Below are 16842 nucleotides of genomic sequence, written 5' to 3'. Positions count from 1 at the left end.
ATGGAGAATGGATAATGGAAAATGAGCGAAAATGAACAAATCGAATTAAGCTCATCTGGCAGTTTGAAAAGCAGCCATAATGAAAAATTAAAATTTGATGAATTTGAACTCTTTTATAAAGGTAATACTGATTTATTAAACAGAGATAAAATTGCCATTGTAGGCAGCAGAAAAGCGAGCAAATACACAAAAGAAATCACATATCTTTTGGCAAAAAAACTTTCAAAAAAATTTGTAATAATTTCAGGCGGCGCTTTGGGGGTGGATACCCAGGCCCACAGAGGCTCTTTCCCAAACACTGTTTTTGTTTCACCTTCATCACTTGATATTATTTATCCCAAACAAAATGAAAATTTGATAAAATCCGTTTACAAAAAAGCTCTCGCAATCAGTGAATACGAAAAAAATTACAAACCTTACAAACATACATTTCTTGAAAGAAACAGAATTATTGTAAAACTTTCAAAATTTGTAATAATTACGCAGGCTTCATTAAAAAGCGGCAGCATGAGAAGCTTTGAATGGGCAAAAGAATATAACAAAAAAGTTTATGTTATTCCGCAGAGGATCGGTGAAAGCGCTGGCACCAATTATATTGCAAAAACAAATCAGGCGGAAGTTATTTGGGATATAGATGAATTTTGTAAAAATTTGGGAATCAGTTCTAATGAAAAAATTTTATCCTTAAATGAAGCCCTAAAACTTTACGGCTCAAGAATTTATGAAATGGAGCTAAACTCTGAAGTTGAAATAAAAAATGGAAAAGTATATTTTAATGGATAATAAATAATGGAAAATGGAAGACTAATTCATCCATTTGAACCAATAATTTTTAAAACAAGTAAAATTTTAATTCTTGGAACTTTTCCGTCAATCAAATCTTTTGAAAACAGTTTTTATTATTCGCATCCCAAAAACCAGTTCTGGGATATATTGGCAATTATTTATAATGATAAAAAACCTTACACCATCCAGGAAAAAATTTCTTTTTTAAAAAAACATAAAATTGCTTTGTGGGACAGTATATGTGAATGCAAAAGAAAAGACAAAAACAGCAGAGATGACAATTTGGAAATCATAAAACTATGTGATATTGAAAATTTACTTAAAAAATATCCAAATATAAAAAAATTAGCAGTTACTTCAAGAACTGCTGAAAAAGTTATAAAAAAACATTTCAAAAATTCTTCATTTTCCATTTTACATTCTCCATTGTATCTGCCAAGTCCAAGTCCTTTAAATGCAAGAATGAATTTAGAACAAAAGGTAAAAATATGGAAAAAATTGTTACAATAGATGTAGGACTTAAAAGAATAGGTATAGCTTATACCCCTGATAAATCGGTTGTCATTCCCTTAAATGCCGTTATAAGAAAAAACAGAAACCAGGCCGCAAGGGAAATTGATAATATTTTAAAAGAGTATAAAGCCGACATTTTAGTGGTGGGAATTCCCAAAACGAATGAAGAGATGCAAAGAAGAATAAAACATTTTGTATCATTAATTAATTTTAACGGAAAAATAGAGTTTGTAGATGAGAGTTTTACAAGCAATCTGGTGGAAGAGGAAATAAAAGGAAAAATAAAATATAAAAGGGATGGAAGAATTGACAGCTTAGCCGCTAAAAAAATACTTGAGAGTTATTTAAATAAATTAAAAACGAAAAGTGAAAAATGAAAAATTATTGTTTTAACTTTTTATAGTATTTATTGATAAAATCACTCTTTTTAGCCAAAAAACCTGTTAAATTATCCACTTCTGTAAGACCACCATTTTCAAAATCAATCTGCATGCTCATTTTAGAATTATACGGTATATTTAGCGCCTGTTTTATCACTCTTTCTTTTTCATCACTTAAATCAATTCCCTCTTCTTTTGCTATTCTTATAACTTCATCCAAAAATTTTTCCACCTCATCCTTTTTGTTTTCCATTATCCAGCCGGTCGGTTTTTGATAAAAACTCTGCAAGCTAGCAAAAGTAGAGATAAACAGATACTTTTTCCAAATATCCTTGTCAATATTATTACTAAATTTTATTTTTAAATCATCGCAGTTTTTAAAAACTTCTTTTAATTTTTCATCATCTTCAATACACAAATAAAAAAGAGGTGTTTTTTTATGAATAATCCCGTTAACTTTATTTGAAAGTATATAAATACAGGCCTTTTTTAAATTAAAATCTTTAAATTTTTCAAAATGCCCTATTCCGTTTAAAATGGGTACAACAATTGAATTTTTTAAAAATTTTTTGTATTTTTCTATAACTTCATCTAAATGATAGCTTTTTGTTGTAACAAAAACCACATCATAAATTTTAGTCAAATCATCAAATTTTACGCTCTCTTCTTTATCAACATCTTTAATAGTCAATTCTTTAACTTCTCCACTGCTTCCTATAGCACTTACATAATTACCGCATTTTTTTAATTTATAAGCCAAATACCCCCCAACTCCTCCAGGCCCTATTATTAAAACTTTCATTTTTTTCTCCTTATCTTTTCAGCAATAATAACACCAATAGTTATTCCTAAAAACAATAAAATTAAAAAAATCTCTCCTGCTAAATCGTTAAAACTAATCATTTTCCCCTACTCACCACTCACTTCTCACTGTTCACTTTCTAATATCACTCCGCATTCCATATGATTGGTATATGGGAACTGGTCAAAAAATGCAAAAGCTTTTATTTTTCTTTTTTTAGTCAGAGTTTCTAAATCCCTTTTTAAAGTTTCCGGATTGCATGATATATAAATAATATTTTCAAAACTGTTTACAAATTTTCTTGATTTGTCGTCAAGTCCGGCTCTTGGAGGGTCTATAAAAACATTTTTCAAATCGTATTTTGCAAGAAGAGGAGATTTTTCCTCTTTTAGTGAACTGAATTCAGCAGCACTCATAGCAAGAAAAGTTATATTTTTTCTATTGTTTATTTCGGCATTAAAAGTCGCTGCTTCAATACTTTCCTTATTAATTTCAGTTGCTATTATCTTATTGAATTTTTCACTAAGAGGAATTGTAAAATTTCCGTTTCCGCAATAAAGTTCAACCAAATCGCCTTTTAAATCCGCATTTTTTAAAACCCACTCAATCATTTTTTTGTTTATATTTCTGTTTGGCTGTGAAAATGTATTTTCAATTATTTTATATTTATATATATTGCCGTTAATATCAATTTCATCAATTAAATAATTTTTATCAAAAACATATTTTCTGCCTTTTTTTCTAACAATAAAATCAATTTTTTTAAATTTTTCTTTTAATTTTTTAATATCTTCTGCAATTGCTTGATCCACTTTTCTATGATAAATTAAAGTAACAATAAGTGCGCCTGAAGAATTACTTAAAAAATCTATTTCATAAAGCCTGTTTTTTAAATTTTCACTTTTTTCTATCTCTTTTAGCAAATCAGGCATTACGTCATAAATCGCTTTATCCACTATTTTACACTCATCAATCGGGATTACACCCCTTCCCTCCTCTTTTCTTTTTCTCATCGCATAAAAAAGCTCACTTCCTTCATGCCAGATTCTAAATTCAGCCCTAGCCCTGAAATACTCGTCTTTATCATTTATAATTTCAATTTCAGGTATATCAAAATCTTTAAACATCTCTTTTATTTTTTCTTTTTTCATTTTAAGCTGTTTAACATATGGAATTTTCCATAATACACAGCTTCCGCATTTACCAAAACTGCTGCAAGTCATTTATTTCCTTTCATTTTTACTCTATCCTAAATCCTAAATCCTAAATCCTATATCCTATATCCTAAATCCTAAATCCTAAATCCTATATTCTATATCCTATATCCTTACTTAAAGCTCTGCACCAGTCCCATTACAACCAAATCCCATCCGTCAACTAAAATAAATATTAAAATTTTAAACGGTAAACTAATCATCACAGGAGGCAGCATCATCATTCCCAGGCTCATTAAAATACTGCTGACCACCATATCAATTACCAAAAAAGGTAAAAAAATTAAAAATCCTATTTCAAAAGCTGTTTTAAGCTCACTTAACATAAAAGCAGGAACTAAAATTGTTAAAGGCACATCGTTAACTGTTTTTGGATTTGGAAGATGTCTTATTCTGTAAAACAGAGCCAAATCTTTTTCACGTGTATTTTTTATCATAAACATTTTAAAAGGTTTGACACTTCTTTCATAAGCCTGTTCATATCCTATTTTTTCCTGCATATACGGTTTTATTCCGTTATTATAAGACTGCTTTGCATACGGCTCCATTATAAAAAACGTTAAAATAAGCGCAAATGAAACCAAAAGTGTCGTTGGAGGCGATTGAGGTGTCCCGAGAGCCTGGCGCAAAAAACCGAGCACCACAATTATTCTTATAAAAGATGTGGTTACAAGTACAATGCTAGGAGCCAGTACCAACAAGGTCATTAAGATGACTATATTTAACGTACTTACAAGCTGTTTAGGATTAGCGGGGGCGCTTAATGACAAATTAACTGTTGGAATATGCACTGCCGCCGCAAAAATCAAAACAGGGAAAAAAATTAATAATATTTTTTTCATTTAGCTTTATCTAATACTGATTTTTGAACTTTGTTTTGAAGTTCTTTTTTCTTCGCAAAAAACCATATTTCAACTCTTCTGTTTTTTGTTCTTCCTTCAGGTGTGTCGTTACTTGCAATCGGATGATATTCGCCGTATGCCGCGGCACTCAGCTGTTTTGGATTGACTCCGTCTTTTATTAAAATTTTAAGAACGCTGAGTGCTCTTGCCGCACTTAACTCCCAGTTATCCGTATAAGGAGACGTTTGAGGTGGAGGGGTGTTATCTGTATATCCTTTTATCTGAATGTCAATATTTTTAGGAAGATATTCTTTTATAATCAGTGATATTCTTTTTAAAAAAAGCAATGCATCTTCATCTGTAATTTCAGCACTTCCCGGTTTAAATGTAATATCGGCGGGAAGCCTTATAAAAAAGCCCTCCTCGCCTTCTTCCAATGTAATTGAAGGGCCTTTTGAACCCGATGTAAACTGTCTGAATTCCTGAATAGCTTTTGAAAGTTTGTTAACAGTTTGGGAAGTTTCCTGTTTTTCTTCAATAGGGGTGGCTATTTGGTTTCTGTTTTTACTAACCTCGGTTTTAGCTCCGCCTTCAAGCACACTAAGTGCACCCGCAAGAGAGCCTATGGCTTCTTGAACCTTTTTGGCGTTCATAGTGGACATTGAAAGAAGCAAAACAAAAAAACATAAAAGTAAACTCATTAAATCCCCGAATGTCGCCAACCATTCAGGTAGACCCTCGGGACATTCGCATTTACACTTTTTTTTAGCCATTCATTTTTCCTATTCGAATTGGGATTTTCTTTTAGAAGGCGGCAAAAAGCTTAAAAGTTTTGCTTCAAGTGTTCTTGGATTGTCACCCGCCTGAATAGACATAATACCTTCAAGTATCATGGTCTTTGCAAGCATTTCGTCATCATTTCTCAAAGAAAGTTTGCTGGCAATAGGATTTCCGAAAATATTACCTATCATAGCACCGTAAAGTGTGGTAAGTAATGCAACCGCCATAGCCGGACCGATTGATGAAGGGTCGGACATGTTAAGCAGCATGGCGACAAGTCCCACCAATGTTCCAAGCATACCGAAGCCTCCGGCGAGACCTGCCCATGTAGAAAAAATGGAAGCCATTTTTTTATGTCTTTCTTCCATCTGCTCCATTTCTATTTCCAAAAGTTCTCTGATTGTATCGGGCTCGTTACCGTCTACCGCCATTGAAAGGCCTTTTTTTAAGAATTCGTCTTCTTCGTTATTGGCTGCGCTCTCAAGTGAAAGAATTCCGTCTCTTCTTGCCTGAGTTGCATAATCTACAAGTTTTTTTATTAATTCTTCATAATTGGGCTGATAATTAGGTTTTATGGCTATCATGAAAACTTTTAAAAATTTTGTCATCATATCCATTTTATAACTGACCATAAGAGCCATTATTGAACCGAGAATAACAATTAACACTGATTGAGGGTCAATATAAGCCCCTACACCCACACCGAGTGCCATAGCGGCAATAAGAAGACCAAGAGCGCCAACCATTCCAATAACAGTAGCCAAATCCATCAAAATAGCCTTTTTTGCTATAATTATAACAAAAAAAAGGTAAACATATGTCAAGTGTCATTATTTTGGCAGCGGGCAGGGGAACCCGTATGAAAAGTGCGATTCCAAAAGTACTTCATACATTATGCAACAAAGCAATGATTGAATTTGTAATTGAAGAATCTCTTAAAATATCGGGAAATGTAAATATAATACTTTATCATCAGTTTGAAAATGTTAAAAAAACAATAGAAAATTATCCGATTAATATAATAAAACAGGATTTAAAAAATTATCCAGGAACCGGAGGAGCGCTGTTTTCCTTAATGGATAATGGAAAATTAAAAATTGAAAATGACAAAATTTTTATTTTAAACGGTGATATGCCTTTAATTGAAGCAAATGAACTTAAAAAATTTGAGAGTATTGATGCCGATATCGTAATGAGCGTTATGAAATTAAATAATCCCAACGGATACGGAAGGGTGTTGATAGAAAATTCGAATGTAAAAAAAATAATAGAAGAAAAAGACGCAAATGAAAACGAACTTAAAATCCCTTACGTAAATGCCGGAATTTATCTGATAAAAAAAGAAATTTTAGAAAAATATCTTCCTAAATTAAACAATAAAAATGCACAAAATGAATATTATTTAACCGATATAATAGAAATGGCTGTAAATGACGGCTTAAATGTAAAAGCAATAGAAGTAAACGAAGAAAATTTTAAAGGTATTAATACAAAAAAAGATTTGGCGGAAGCCGAAAAAATAATTTGTAACAGAATAAAAAATTTTTGGATGAAAAACGGTGTTATTATGCACTTGCCAGAGACAATTTTTATAGATGCATATTCTTCTTTTGAAGGGGAATGTGAAATATGGCCAAACTGTGTAATTAAAAAAAGCGTAATTATTGAAAGTGAAATCCGTCCAGGCAGTGTAATTGAAGATGCTGTTATAAAAAATTCCGGTATCGGTCCGATGGCGAGAATAAGGCCTAAAAGCGAGCTTATTGATACCCACATAGGGAATTTCGTGGAAGTAAAAGCAAGTAAATTAAATAAAATAAAAGCGGGACACCTTAGTTATTTAGGAGACAGTGAAATAGAAGAAGGTACAAATATAGGGGCCGGAACAATTACCTGTAATTATGATGGAAAAAATAAATATAAAACAAAAATAGGGAAAAATGTTTTTGTAGGAAGCGATACACAGTTAATTGCACCTCTTACAATAGAAGAAGATGTAATAATAGCAGCAGGAAGCACAGTAAACAAGGATATTCCAAAAGGAAGCCTTGCAATCAGCAGAACCCCTTTAAAAATAGTAAAGAATTTTTATTATAAATTTTTCGGGGAAAACAGATGAACGTATTGATAGGGGTTACAGGAAGCATTGCAATATATAAAACATGCGAGCTTATAAGGCTTTTTATAAAAAATAAAGATAATGTAAGAATTGTAATGACAGACGCCGCAGGTAAATTTGTAACTCCTCTTACATTTGAAACACTTACAAGAAACAGGGTTTTAACAAGCAAAAATGAAGACTGGGCAAATGATATTAACCATATTAATTATGCAAAATGGGCTGACATATACATTATAGCCCCCGCCAGTGCAAATACAATAAATAAAGCGGCAAACGGCATCGCCGACAATCTGCTTTTACAGACGTACCTTGCCACAAAAGCCCCCACTCTTTTTGCACCAAGCGCAAATACAAACATGTATTTACATCCCACTACACAAAAAAATTTTAAAAAATTAAACATAATCGAAGCCAATTCCGGTCTTCTAGCCTGTGGAGACGAGGGAATAGGTAAGATGGCCGAACCGGAAGAGATATTTTTACGGGCACTGAGGGAAATAAACAAGCAAGAAATTTGGAAAAACAAAAAAGTTGTTGTAACCGCCGGAGGAAGTAGGGAAAAAATAGACGATGTAAGATTTATAAGTAATTTTTCAAGCGGGAAAATGGGGGAAGCCCTGGCAAAAGCATTTTATATAAAAGGCGCCGATGTAACACTGATTTCTAGTAAAGACCATAATCTTACCAAAGAAATTCAACAGATAAAAGTTGAGAGCGCAAAAGATTATTTAGAAGCAATCTTAAAGGAAAATCCTGATTATTTAATAATGGCAGCCGCAATAGTGGATTATATGTCGGTTTATAAAAAAGGAAAATTAAAAAAAGAGAAAATAGGTAATGAATTTGTTTTAAAATTACATAAAAACATTGATATCCTTGAACATTTAAAAGAAAAAAAATTTAAAAAAATAGGCTTTAAAGCCGAATTTGATGAAAAAAATGCCCTTAAATACGCAAAAAACGCGTTAAATAAAAAAAATTTAGATGCAATATGTCTGAATTTACTTTCAAAAAACAGTTTCGGAAGCGATGAAAACGAAATAATTTTTATCACAAAAGATAAAGAAATTTTATTTCCTCAGGAGAGTAAAGAAAAAATTGCCTTAAAGCTTGCTGATGCCGTTAAATCTCTCTAAAATAGGTAAAATTTTAAAAACCATAAACAGACTCGAAGGCATTAAAGAATTTAATGCTACTTTGCCGGTACAAATCGATATAAAAAAACAATTAAATCCCATAAAATATTTAATAAAACTCGGTAACCGTGAAATTCAAACCAAAAGTTATATACCGTTAAAAGTGGGTAATAAATATCTTGCAGAAATAAAAGAAGGCAGATATTCGATAAAAATTTCCAATCTTAAAGAATATCCCAGAATTTTAAATATTTTAAAAAAAATAAATTTTACAAAAAATTTTTTAGCCCCTGATAAAAAAGAAATAATGAGCCATTTGGCAAATGCGAATAATAAAAACGAATTTATATTCTGGATGAATATATTAATGGCTTTTAATCAAAAAATATATCATATAATTATAAATGATAAAAAAAAAGCTCTTATGCAGCTTAAATATAAAAAAAACACGTTAAAATTTTATGCTGTATTTGAACATCTGGGGGAAATAGAAGGGTTTTTATTTGAAAACAGCTTAAAACTTTTTTGTGAATTTGATTCAACAATAAATTTAATAAATTTATATAAAAAAGAGCTGCCTTTTTCGGTAGAAGTTGTTAAAAAAGAGATAAAACCGATATATGATTTTAGTGAAAATTTAATAAATTTAAAGGCTTAATATATGCATCTTGCAATAATAATGGACGGAAACGGAAGATGGGCAAAAAAAAGAGGCCTTAAAAGAGTTGAGGGTCATAAAAAAGGGGCAGAAGTTGTAAAGGAAATAACAGCTTACTGCGCAAACAGTCCCGAAATTAAAATTTTAACATTATATGCTTTTTCTACGGAAAACTGGAAAAGACCGAAAATGGAAACAGATTTTCTAATGAAACTTCTTGAAAACTGGTTAAAAAAAGAACTTGAGACATATATAAAAAACGATGTAAAATTTGAAGTTATCGGTGATATATCAAAATTTTCCCCTAAACTCAGAAAAAGAATCGAATACACAAAAGAAACTACCAAAAACAATAAAAGACTGACACAGGTTTTGGCCTTAAATTACGGAGGCAGGGACGAAATTACAAGGGCTGTTAAAAAAATAATTAAAAAAAACGAAGAAATCACCCAGGAAAATATCCAAAAAAACCTTGATATAAATGAAGATGTGGATTTATTAATAAGAACCAGCGGAGAAATCAGGGTCAGTAATTTTTTACTTTGGCAGATTGCCTACGCAGAAATGTTTTTTACCCCTACTTTGTGGCCTGATTTTACAAGCAGGGAATTAGAACAAATTTTAAACAATTTTAAAAAAAGGCAAAGAAGATTTGGGGGAATATAAAACAGTGGGTAGTGGGTAGTGAGTAGTGAAAAGTTAAAAGTGGGGAATGAAAAATATAAAACGGAGAATGAAAAATGGATAATTTGATAATTTATATAACAATTTTTGTAATAGGTATTTGTATCGGTAGTTTTTTAAATGTTGTTATTTACAGAGTCCCTAAAGGGAAAAACATCGCATATCCCCCAAGCCATTGCCCAAAATGCGGGGAAAAGCTTAAGCCCTGGCATAATATACCTATTATCAGTTATTTTTTATTAAAAGGAAAATGTGCTTACTGCAGCGAAAAAATTTCTCTGCGTTATCCCATAATAGAATTAATGACGGGTATTTTGGCTATTATAATATATAAAAAAATAGGCTTGGATATTTATTCATTTATTATATTTATAATTTTCACTCTTTTTTTAGCTTTGAGCATGATTGATTTTGATTATAAAGCTGTACCGGACAGTTTAAATCTTTTGGCGTTAACACTTTCATTTTTTTCAACCCCCGATATTATTGAAAATTTTAAAAATGCTTTAATATTAATGGGCGGAATGAGTTTAATAAGATATTATGTCTCATTTTTTATAAAAAGAGAGGCCATGGGCGAAGGGGATATAATTCTGGCTGGAAGCATGGGAGGGCTTCTTGGAATTAAACTTTCGCTTTTTGCAATATTTATAGCAGCATTAATTGCTATTTTTCCATCTCTTTACAACAGAATTTTCAAAAAAGATTTAGAGCTTCCTTTTATACCTTTTTTGGCACTTGGCACTTTTATCGTATGGTGTTTTAATGATTATTTTATAAATTTATGGAGTAGATTGTATGGATAAACTTCAAAAATATATATTAAAAAATTTTTTTAATATATTTATAAATATATTTTTGATTTTATTTCTGATTACTTCTATTATTGTAATAATTTCCATTTCAAATGTTACAGCCTCGATACATATAACATTTTTAGAACTTGCCAAAATGTATTTTTTATCTTTAACAAAAATATTGATTGTAACTTTATCTATTTCTTTTTTCATAGCTTCTGTAATGACATACTCCAATTTAAGTGATACTCAGGAACTTGTTGCTGTTTTTTCAACCGGTATATCCCCTAAAAAAATCCTTTTCCCCATTATGATAATATCTGTTTTAATTGCTGTTGTTAATTTTTTTATTCTTTTTATTTCTATCCCCTATTCCGATTTGGTTTATAAAAATTTCAAAAATGAAAAAAAACAAGAAGCCAAATTTAATATACAGACATCTCAAATTTCACAACAGTTTGGAAAATGGAACGCATTTATAGAAAAAAAAGAAAAAAATTTTTATAAAAAAATATATCTTTTCAACCCGAGTGAAAAAAAATTTATAACTTCAAACAGCGCCGCCATAATTAAAGATAAAAATTATTTGATTTTTCAGTTAAAAAACGGTTATATTTATGATATTGATAAAAATTTAACAATAAAATTTAAAACAATGAATATTAATCAAATAATCCCTTATATAAATTTCAATATCTTAGAATATAAAAAATATTTAAAAAAGAATAAAAAACTGTTTTTATTTTATATACCTTTTGCATTAATTCCAATAACACTCTTTTTTTATATACCGCTTTTTGGATTTTTTCATCCAAGATTGCATAAAAACCATTCACTTGTTTATTCTGTCTTATTGTCAGTAATATATTTGATTTTTACAAAAATCACAAATTCGTTTGTAATAAATTTATTAATAATATCGTTATTCTTTTTTTGCGGATTATTTTTTTATTTAAAGGATAAAAAATTCTAATTAAGGCGATTATTACCTATGACGGCAGCGAATTTTACGGTATGCAGATTCAAAATAATAAAAAAACCGTTCAGGGTGAGATATCAAAAGCGTTGAAAAAATTAAACATAGACACTAAAATTTTTCATTCCGGCAGAACCGATAAGGGTGTCCATGCATTGAATCAGGTAATTTCCTTTGAAACCCCTGATTTCTGGAACTTAAACAAACTAAAAAAATCTTTGAACAATATTTTGTATCCTTATATTTATTTTAAAAAAATTGAAACTGCACCTTTGGATTTTCATCCGAGATTCAGTGCAAAACAGAGAAGTTACAGATATTTAATTACAAAAAAATTTACACCTTTTAATGCAAAATATACACTGTTTTATAATAAACCCGTAAATTTAAATAAAATAAACAAAACTTTAAAACTTTTAACAGGCAGGCACGATTTTGAGTATTTTGCAAAAACCGGAAGCGATGTTAATCATTATATAAGGGAAATTTATGAAGCAAAAGCATTTGAATATAAAAATTTATATGTATTCAAAATCAGAGGAAACGGATTTTTAAGAGGACAAATCAGAATAATTATGGATTTTATCTTAAAAATTAACGAAGAAAAACTAACTATAAAAGATTTAAAAAAACAGTTAAACAAAGAAAAATTAATTTCCAAACACTTGGCGAGTCCAACCGGCTTATATTTAGAAAGAATATGGTATTGATATAAATTAGAAATTAAAAATTAAAAATGTAAAATGAAAAGTAAAAAAATAATAAAATTAATCAATTGCAATATTAGTGACAGACACTTTATAAGTTTAATTTTTGGTTGCGGGGGGAGGATTTGAACCTCCGACCTTCGGGTTATGAGCCCGACGAGCTACCAGACTGCTCTACCCCGCGCCGTTGGCTGGGCTGGGAGGATTCGAACCTCCGAATGCAGGAGTCAAAGTCCTGTGCCTTACCGCTTGGCGACAGCCCATTATTTTTGGGTGATGAAATTATATATAAAAACTTTCTAAAAATCAAGGGTTTTAGGCTAATTTTAAATATTAAAATTTAAATTTTTTTATTTCCAAATCTTTACTGAAATCTATATAATATAAAATTTCTTCTTTAAGCTCGCCTATTAAATATTTTACACCAATCATCGCTTCTATACTGGCGGCCAGGCTTACCATCGGAGGAATTTGTCCTTTGGGGGAAAGTCTTTTTGTTGCAAAAGTGTTAAAATCTGTTTTTTTAAAAAAACCCACCTGGGCATAATATTCATCCACGCTCGTATATACCCATGGAATGGAGTTTTTTTTGGAAAATTTATCAATTTCTTCTCTTGCTTCAAAATTATCTGTTGCATCAAAAACCAAATCCACATCAAAATTCATATCGCTTGAAAATTTATTTTCTACAATTTTTATTTTGGTATCGCATCTTTTTATTTTTTCGCCCAAAACTCTGGCTTTGTTTTTTCCTAAATCATTTTTTGTAAACTGAATCTGTCTGTGGATATTATGAATTTCTATTTTGTCAAAATCAACAATGATAATACTTTCAAGCCCTATACAGCTGATAATAGTGGCCAAAGCATTTCCAAGCCCTCCGGCCCCGACTATTAAAATTTTTTTATTTTCAAGCAGTTTTTGTTTACTCCCAAGAAGTTCTATCTGCCTTCTAAACATCAAATCCCTTAATGGCATCATAAACTTTTAAAGCCTGAAAATGCTCTTTTACATCATGACACCTGATAATACTTGCCCCGTTTCTAAACGCTTCTTGATGAATTGCCAAAGTACCGGGCAGTCTTTCAGAAGGAGTAGTTGAAATACCATATTTTTTCATAATCATATCTATCATAGATTTTCTGCTTGCCCCTATCAAAAGCTCATATCCAAAATGCAAAAAATGCTCCAAATGCTTAATTAACGCAAGATTATCTTCAAGTCTTTTGCCAAAGCCTATTCCAACATCCAAAATTACATTTTTTATTCCAAAATTTTTTGCTTTTGCAATTCTTTGTTCAAAAAATTCGTCGATTTCCAAAATTACATTTTCATAAAATGGATTTTTCTGCATATCTTTTGGAATTCCTTTTTTATGCATAATAATAACATCGGCATTATATTTTGCCGCAACCTCGGCATATTCGTCGCTTTCAAGGCCGGTAATATCATTTGCTATTTTAAAACCGCGCTCAAGTGCATATTCCAAAACTTTGGATTCAAATGTATCTATACTGAAAACAGCTTTTTCATATAATTTATGTTTATAAATTTCATCAATAATTGGGGAGACCCTCTTTAATTCTTCTTCCACCCCGGGATAAACACTTCCAGGTCTGGATGAAACTCCGCCTAAATCAATTATATCCGCACCTTCGTCAATCATTTTTTCAATCTGCTTAAGCGCTTCGCTTCCTTTGAATCTGCTGCCTTCAAAAAAAGAATCTTCATTTGCATTAATAACCCCCATAATTTTTAAAGGAAATTTAGGAAGGTTTACAAAATTTTTAAGCTGTTTTGCCAAATCTTTCAATCCAAACGGCTGAGTGAGCTCTTTTTTGGAAAGTGTAATTAAATGTTTTTCATTACATAACAAAAGCGCATCAAAATATTTGTTTTTGCAGCTTGGAGCCCCTATGGGAACGGCAAGTTCGGCACCAATGCTTAAAGCGTCCTGTTTTAGAATATTTGCGGCGGCACAATTTATGTTTTTAATATAAAAAACATAAACAGAACGCTTTTTTTTCATTATTTCAATTCCGATTTTGTCCACTCCCATTTTTTGCATAACTTCAGCCAAATCAATATCGCTGTTTAATTTATAAATTTTCATTATTTTCCTTTGAAATAAAGCATTATATAAGCCAAAACCGCTTTTTTTTCAATATTCAATTCAAGCATTTTTATAGCATTGCTTAAAACATTCAGCTCTTTTTTTAAATTTTTTTTATTAATCAAATCATAACAAATTGCTTTAATTTCATCTTTATTTAAATCTTTTTGCAATAAATCGAAAATCAAATCATTATTTATTTTACTTAAATCAACATTTACATCTGTTACATTTTTAAAAATTTTATATTCGATGGGAAGCCTTGATTTTATAGTCTCAAGCAATGAATATTTTGATGTCACGGCCAGTATAAACGCAGTATTTGGAGGAGGTTCTTCAAGTATTTTCAAAAGAGCGTTTTGAGAAATTAAATTATATTTTTTTGCGGCAATTAAAATGGTTTTTTCATTTTTGCTTGTAAGATAGGAAATTTCTTTAAGCTCTTTTACATTTTCAACTTTAAATTCATCTGTTATAATCTTTTCATCATATTTAATTTCATTTATACATTTTTCCAAATCGTTTGTAACGATTATTTTATTCAAAGTTCAACCTCACCGAAAATAACCGCTTTTAAGGTTTCATTCAATAAATCCGTTAAATGTAAAAGTTTTAAATCAAGATTTTCATCGATAGATTTTAAAAAGAAGTTTTTATGCAAATCCATATCCATTATCCAGAAAAAAGAATTTTCTTTGCGCCTTGCAAATTTAAGCATCGGAGTTTCAACTCCGATATACCAGAAAATATAATTTTCATTAAAAGTAATATTCAGCATATCCTCTATTAAATCAAAATGCTCGTTCGTTTTTGCATATTCTATTTGGGGTATAAAGGAAATCAGGTCAAAAAAAGGAATAAAAGACGGCTTAAAATCCTGAAAATTATTTATTTTCTGGAGAATATAATCTCTAAGCCATTTTCTTTTGTAATCGGTTATAATTAAAACACATTTTCCTTCAATCACCTGAGAAAGAAATTCACTGATTAAAGGAATCCATTCCAGCCTTTTTTCTTCCATCCATTTTAAGTTTTTTTCTCTTATATATTTTAAAGTAAACTCGTTTAAATCCATTATTTATCCAAATTATAAGCTTTGTGTAAACTTCTGACAGCCAATTCTCCGTATTTTTCATCTATTATCATAGAAATTTTAATTTCACTCGTAGAAATCATTAATATATTTATATTTTCATCCGCCAAGGTTTTAAATGCTGTTGCCGCCACGCCGCTGTGGGATTTCATACCTACCCCGACAATACTTACTTTTGCAATATCCCTGTCATATTCCATTGCTTCAGCTTTTTGCTCATATTCTCCCAATACTTTTTTGGTAAGCTCAAGTTCGGTTTCAGGTACTGTAAAAGTTAAATTTGCTTTATTGTCTTTTCCGACATTTTGAATAATCATATCCACATTTATATTTTTATCAGCTAATTTTGAAAATATTTCGGCACTGATGCCGGGTCTGTCCTCCACTCCAAAAATACTGACTCTCGCCTGATTTTTATCAAGCGCTATCCCACTTACCAAAACTTTTTCCATTTCAGGTGTCTCCTTTGTAATTAATGTTCCTTTAATTTCCGGATTGAAACTTGATTTAACTTCTATATCGACTCCTAATTTTTTTGCAAGTTCCACTGAACGTGACTGCATTACTTTAGCCCCCAAACTTGCAAGCTCAAGCATTTCGTCATAAGTTATCATATTTATTTTTTTAGCTTTTGGCTCTATTCTCGGATCAGTAGTATAAATACCGTCCACATCGGTGTAAATTTCACATTTATCCGCTTTTAACGCCCCTGCAATTGCCACAGCCGTTAAATCGCTTCCCCCTCTTCCCAGGGTTGTAACATCACCTTCCTCGCTTATACCCTGAAAACCGGCTACAATTACTATTTTACCTTCTTTTAAATGTTTTTGCATTTTCCCCGGATTAATATCCATAATTCTGGCTTTTGTGTGGTCTTTTGTTGTTTTAATTCCGGCCTGCCTTCCTGTCAGGGCAATAGCATCCATTCCAATTGACTGCAATGCAATTGAAAGAAGTGCACTCGTAACCCTTTCTCCTGAGCTGACCAGTAAATCCATTTCTCTTTGAGGAGGCGTTTTGGAAAAATAAGAGGCATAATCAATTAATTTATTAGTTTCCCCTGCCATTGCAGAAACCACAACCACAACATCATTTCCCTCATTTTTTGTTTTTTTTACAATATTTGCAACATTTTTAATCCTGTCCAAATCACCTACGCTCGTTCCGCCAAATTTCTGAACAATTAACATTAAACTCCTTTTTTTTAATTACACATAGCACTTGGTACTTGGCTTCTTG

20 protein-coding genes and 2 tRNA genes are annotated in these 16842 nt (G+C 30.9%); 10 read left to right on the top strand and 12 right to left on the bottom strand.

Features of this window, described 5'->3' with window-relative positions; all coding sequences use genetic code 11:
- Positions 1-21: 21 nt before the first annotated feature.
- Genes DZ68_RS0107285 through ruvX form a run of 3 tightly spaced genes read left to right on the top strand, consistent with a single transcriptional unit; the run spans position 22 to position 1676 of the window.
- The gene (locus DZ68_RS0107285) at positions 22-783 is read left to right on the top strand and encodes a DNA-processing protein DprA (RefSeq protein ID WP_024787961.1); all 762 of its coding nucleotides are present in this window, start codon (positions 22-24) and stop codon (positions 781-783) included.
- Between the two features lie 6 nt (positions 784-789).
- On the top strand, positions 790-1296 hold the full coding sequence (locus DZ68_RS0107280; protein WP_024787960.1) for a DNA-deoxyinosine glycosylase: 507 nt from the start codon (positions 790-792) through the stop codon (positions 1294-1296).
- Positions 1275-1676 carry a Holliday junction resolvase RuvX gene (gene ruvX / locus DZ68_RS0107275; RefSeq protein WP_024787959.1) on the top strand — a complete coding sequence of 134 codons (402 nt, stop codon included), beginning with the start codon at positions 1275-1277 and terminating at the stop codon, positions 1674-1676. The genes DZ68_RS0107280 and ruvX overlap by 22 nt, the downstream gene beginning before the upstream one ends.
- A gap of 4 nt (positions 1677-1680) precedes the next feature.
- Here ruvX and DZ68_RS0107270 read toward each other — a convergent pair whose 3' ends face one another.
- The 5 genes from DZ68_RS0107270 to DZ68_RS0107245 all read right to left on the bottom strand — a co-directional run bounded on the left by DZ68_RS0107270 (position 1681) and on the right by DZ68_RS0107245 (position 6087).
- On the bottom strand, positions 1681-2481 hold the full coding sequence (locus tag DZ68_RS0107270; protein WP_024787958.1) for a ketopantoate reductase family protein: 801 nt from the start codon (positions 2479-2481) through the stop codon (positions 1681-1683).
- 125 nt (positions 2482-2606) lie between these two features.
- Positions 2607-3704: a tRNA (uridine(54)-C5)-methyltransferase TrmA gene (trmA, locus tag DZ68_RS0107260; RefSeq protein ID WP_024787957.1), complete on the bottom strand. Its 1098-nt coding sequence runs from the start codon at positions 3702-3704 to the stop codon at positions 2607-2609.
- Positions 3705-3808: 104 nt separating this feature from the next.
- Positions 3809-4537 (bottom strand): flagellar type III secretion system pore protein FliP, encoded by a 729-nt coding sequence (fliP, locus tag DZ68_RS0107255; protein ID WP_024787956.1) that lies wholly within the window; start codon positions 4535-4537, stop codon positions 3809-3811.
- Positions 4534-5310 (bottom strand): OmpA family protein, encoded by a 777-nt coding sequence (locus tag DZ68_RS0107250; RefSeq protein WP_024787955.1) that lies wholly within the window; start codon positions 5308-5310, stop codon positions 4534-4536. Before DZ68_RS0107250 ends, fliP begins: the two co-directional genes overlap by 4 nt.
- A 9-nt stretch (positions 5311-5319) precedes the next feature.
- A complete protein-coding gene (locus tag DZ68_RS0107245; protein ID WP_024787954.1) occupies positions 5320-6087 on the bottom strand; it encodes a motility protein A in 768 nt (255 codons plus the stop codon).
- Between the two features lie 47 nt (positions 6088-6134).
- Here DZ68_RS0107245 and glmU point away from each other — a divergent pair, with 47 nt between their 5' ends.
- From glmU to truA, 7 genes are all read left to right on the top strand, one after another.
- Positions 6135-7436, top strand: a complete 1302-nt coding sequence (gene glmU, locus DZ68_RS0107240) for a bifunctional UDP-N-acetylglucosamine diphosphorylase/glucosamine-1-phosphate N-acetyltransferase GlmU (RefSeq protein ID WP_024787953.1) — start codon at positions 6135-6137, stop codon at positions 7434-7436.
- Positions 7433-8575, top strand: coding sequence for a bifunctional phosphopantothenoylcysteine decarboxylase/phosphopantothenate--cysteine ligase CoaBC (gene coaBC, locus DZ68_RS0107235; RefSeq protein ID WP_024787952.1), 1143 nt, complete (start codon positions 7433-7435; stop codon positions 8573-8575). Before glmU ends, coaBC begins: the two co-directional genes overlap by 4 nt.
- Positions 8556-9233 (top strand): hypothetical protein, encoded by a 678-nt coding sequence (locus DZ68_RS0107230; protein WP_024787951.1) that lies wholly within the window; start codon positions 8556-8558, stop codon positions 9231-9233. The genes coaBC and DZ68_RS0107230 overlap by 20 nt, the downstream gene beginning before the upstream one ends.
- 3 nt (positions 9234-9236) lie before the next feature.
- Entirely contained in the window at positions 9237-9899 is a 663-nt protein-coding gene (locus DZ68_RS0107225; RefSeq protein ID WP_024790942.1) for a di-trans,poly-cis-decaprenylcistransferase, read from the top strand.
- Positions 9900-9973: 74 nt separating this feature from the next.
- Entirely contained in the window at positions 9974-10723 is a 750-nt protein-coding gene (locus DZ68_RS0107220; RefSeq protein ID WP_024787950.1) for an A24 family peptidase, read from the top strand.
- Positions 10716-11687 carry an LptF/LptG family permease gene (locus DZ68_RS0107215; protein WP_024790941.1) on the top strand — a complete coding sequence of 324 codons (972 nt, stop codon included), beginning with the start codon at positions 10716-10718 and terminating at the stop codon, positions 11685-11687. The genes DZ68_RS0107220 and DZ68_RS0107215 overlap by 8 nt, the downstream gene beginning before the upstream one ends.
- Positions 11681-12400 (top strand): tRNA pseudouridine(38-40) synthase TruA, encoded by a 720-nt coding sequence (gene truA, locus DZ68_RS0107210; RefSeq protein ID WP_024787949.1) that lies wholly within the window; start codon positions 11681-11683, stop codon positions 12398-12400. Before DZ68_RS0107215 ends, truA begins: the two co-directional genes overlap by 7 nt.
- 104 nt (positions 12401-12504) lie before the next feature.
- Here the strand turns inward: truA and DZ68_RS0107205 are convergent.
- The 7 genes from DZ68_RS0107205 to DZ68_RS0107175 form a co-directional block, all read right to left on the bottom strand.
- Positions 12505-12581 (bottom strand) — tRNA-Met (locus DZ68_RS0107205).
- 4 nt (positions 12582-12585) lie between these two features.
- Positions 12586-12660, bottom strand: a tRNA-Gln gene (locus DZ68_RS0107200).
- A 70-nt stretch (positions 12661-12730) separates the two neighbouring features.
- Positions 12731-13357, bottom strand: a complete 627-nt coding sequence (locus DZ68_RS0107195) for a ThiF family adenylyltransferase (protein ID WP_051428203.1) — start codon at positions 13355-13357, stop codon at positions 12731-12733.
- A complete protein-coding gene (gene folP, locus DZ68_RS0107190) occupies positions 13350-14510 on the bottom strand; it encodes a dihydropteroate synthase (protein WP_024787947.1) in 1161 nt (386 codons plus the stop codon). Before folP ends, DZ68_RS0107195 begins: the two co-directional genes overlap by 8 nt.
- Complete coding sequence (locus DZ68_RS0107185) at positions 14510-15055, bottom strand: DNA polymerase III subunit delta' (protein WP_024787946.1); 546 nt, start codon at positions 15053-15055, stop codon at positions 14510-14512. Before DZ68_RS0107185 ends, folP begins: the two co-directional genes overlap by 1 nt.
- Positions 15052-15585 carry a HobA family DNA replication regulator gene (locus tag DZ68_RS0107180; RefSeq protein ID WP_051428201.1) on the bottom strand — a complete coding sequence of 178 codons (534 nt, stop codon included), beginning with the start codon at positions 15583-15585 and terminating at the stop codon, positions 15052-15054. The genes DZ68_RS0107185 and DZ68_RS0107180 overlap by 4 nt, the downstream gene beginning before the upstream one ends.
- Complete coding sequence (locus DZ68_RS0107175) at positions 15585-16793, bottom strand: aspartate kinase (RefSeq protein WP_024790940.1); 1209 nt, start codon at positions 16791-16793, stop codon at positions 15585-15587. The genes DZ68_RS0107180 and DZ68_RS0107175 overlap by 1 nt, the downstream gene beginning before the upstream one ends.
- Positions 16794-16842: the final 49 nt, after the last annotated feature.

Source organism: Lebetimonas sp. JS085, assembly GCF_000523295.1.
Lineage (GTDB): Bacteria > Campylobacterota > Campylobacteria > Campylobacterales > Nautiliaceae > Lebetimonas.
Note: the sequence above shows the minus strand (reverse complement) of the source record. Positions and strands in the feature narration are given on the sequence as shown.

Coding starts and splice junctions, on each gene's coding strand:
- DZ68_RS0107225 (WP_024790942.1), top strand. CDS start 9,237: ATGCATCTTGCAATAATAATGGACGGAAACGGAAGATGGGCAAAAAAA.
- fliP (WP_024787956.1), bottom strand. CDS start 4,537: ATGAAAAAAATATTATTAATTTTTTTCCCTGTTTTGATTTTTGCGGCG.
- glmU (WP_024787953.1), top strand. CDS start 6,135: ATGTCAAGTGTCATTATTTTGGCAGCGGGCAGGGGAACCCGTATGAAA.
- folP (WP_024787947.1), bottom strand. CDS start 14,510: ATGAAAATTTATAAATTAAACAGCGATATTGATTTGGCTGAAGTTATG.
- DZ68_RS0107285 (WP_024787961.1), top strand. CDS start 22: ATGAGCGAAAATGAACAAATCGAATTAAGCTCATCTGGCAGTTTGAAA.
- coaBC (WP_024787952.1), top strand. CDS start 7,433: ATGAACGTATTGATAGGGGTTACAGGAAGCATTGCAATATATAAAACA.
- DZ68_RS0107230 (WP_024787951.1), top strand. CDS start 8,556: ATGCCGTTAAATCTCTCTAAAATAGGTAAAATTTTAAAAACCATAAAC.
- trmA (WP_024787957.1), bottom strand. CDS start 3,704: ATGACTTGCAGCAGTTTTGGTAAATGCGGAAGCTGTGTATTATGGAAA.
- DZ68_RS0107270 (WP_024787958.1), bottom strand. CDS start 2,481: ATGAAAGTTTTAATAATAGGGCCTGGAGGAGTTGGGGGGTATTTGGCT.
- DZ68_RS0107215 (WP_024790941.1), top strand. CDS start 10,716: ATGGATAAACTTCAAAAATATATATTAAAAAATTTTTTTAATATATTT.
- DZ68_RS0107250 (WP_024787955.1), bottom strand. CDS start 5,310: ATGGCTAAAAAAAAGTGTAAATGCGAATGTCCCGAGGGTCTACCTGAA.
- DZ68_RS0107180 (WP_051428201.1), bottom strand. CDS start 15,585: ATGGATTTAAACGAGTTTACTTTAAAATATATAAGAGAAAAAAACTTA.
- DZ68_RS0107195 (WP_051428203.1), bottom strand. CDS start 13,357: ATGTTTAGAAGGCAGATAGAACTTCTTGGGAGTAAACAAAAACTGCTT.
- DZ68_RS0107280 (WP_024787960.1), top strand. CDS start 790: ATGGAAAATGGAAGACTAATTCATCCATTTGAACCAATAATTTTTAAA.
- ruvX (WP_024787959.1), top strand. CDS start 1,275: ATGGAAAAAATTGTTACAATAGATGTAGGACTTAAAAGAATAGGTATA.
- DZ68_RS0107175 (WP_024790940.1), bottom strand. CDS start 16,793: ATGTTAATTGTTCAGAAATTTGGCGGAACGAGCGTAGGTGATTTGGAC.
- DZ68_RS0107245 (WP_024787954.1), bottom strand. CDS start 6,087: ATGGATTTGGCTACTGTTATTGGAATGGTTGGCGCTCTTGGTCTTCTT.
- DZ68_RS0107220 (WP_024787950.1), top strand. CDS start 9,974: ATGGATAATTTGATAATTTATATAACAATTTTTGTAATAGGTATTTGT.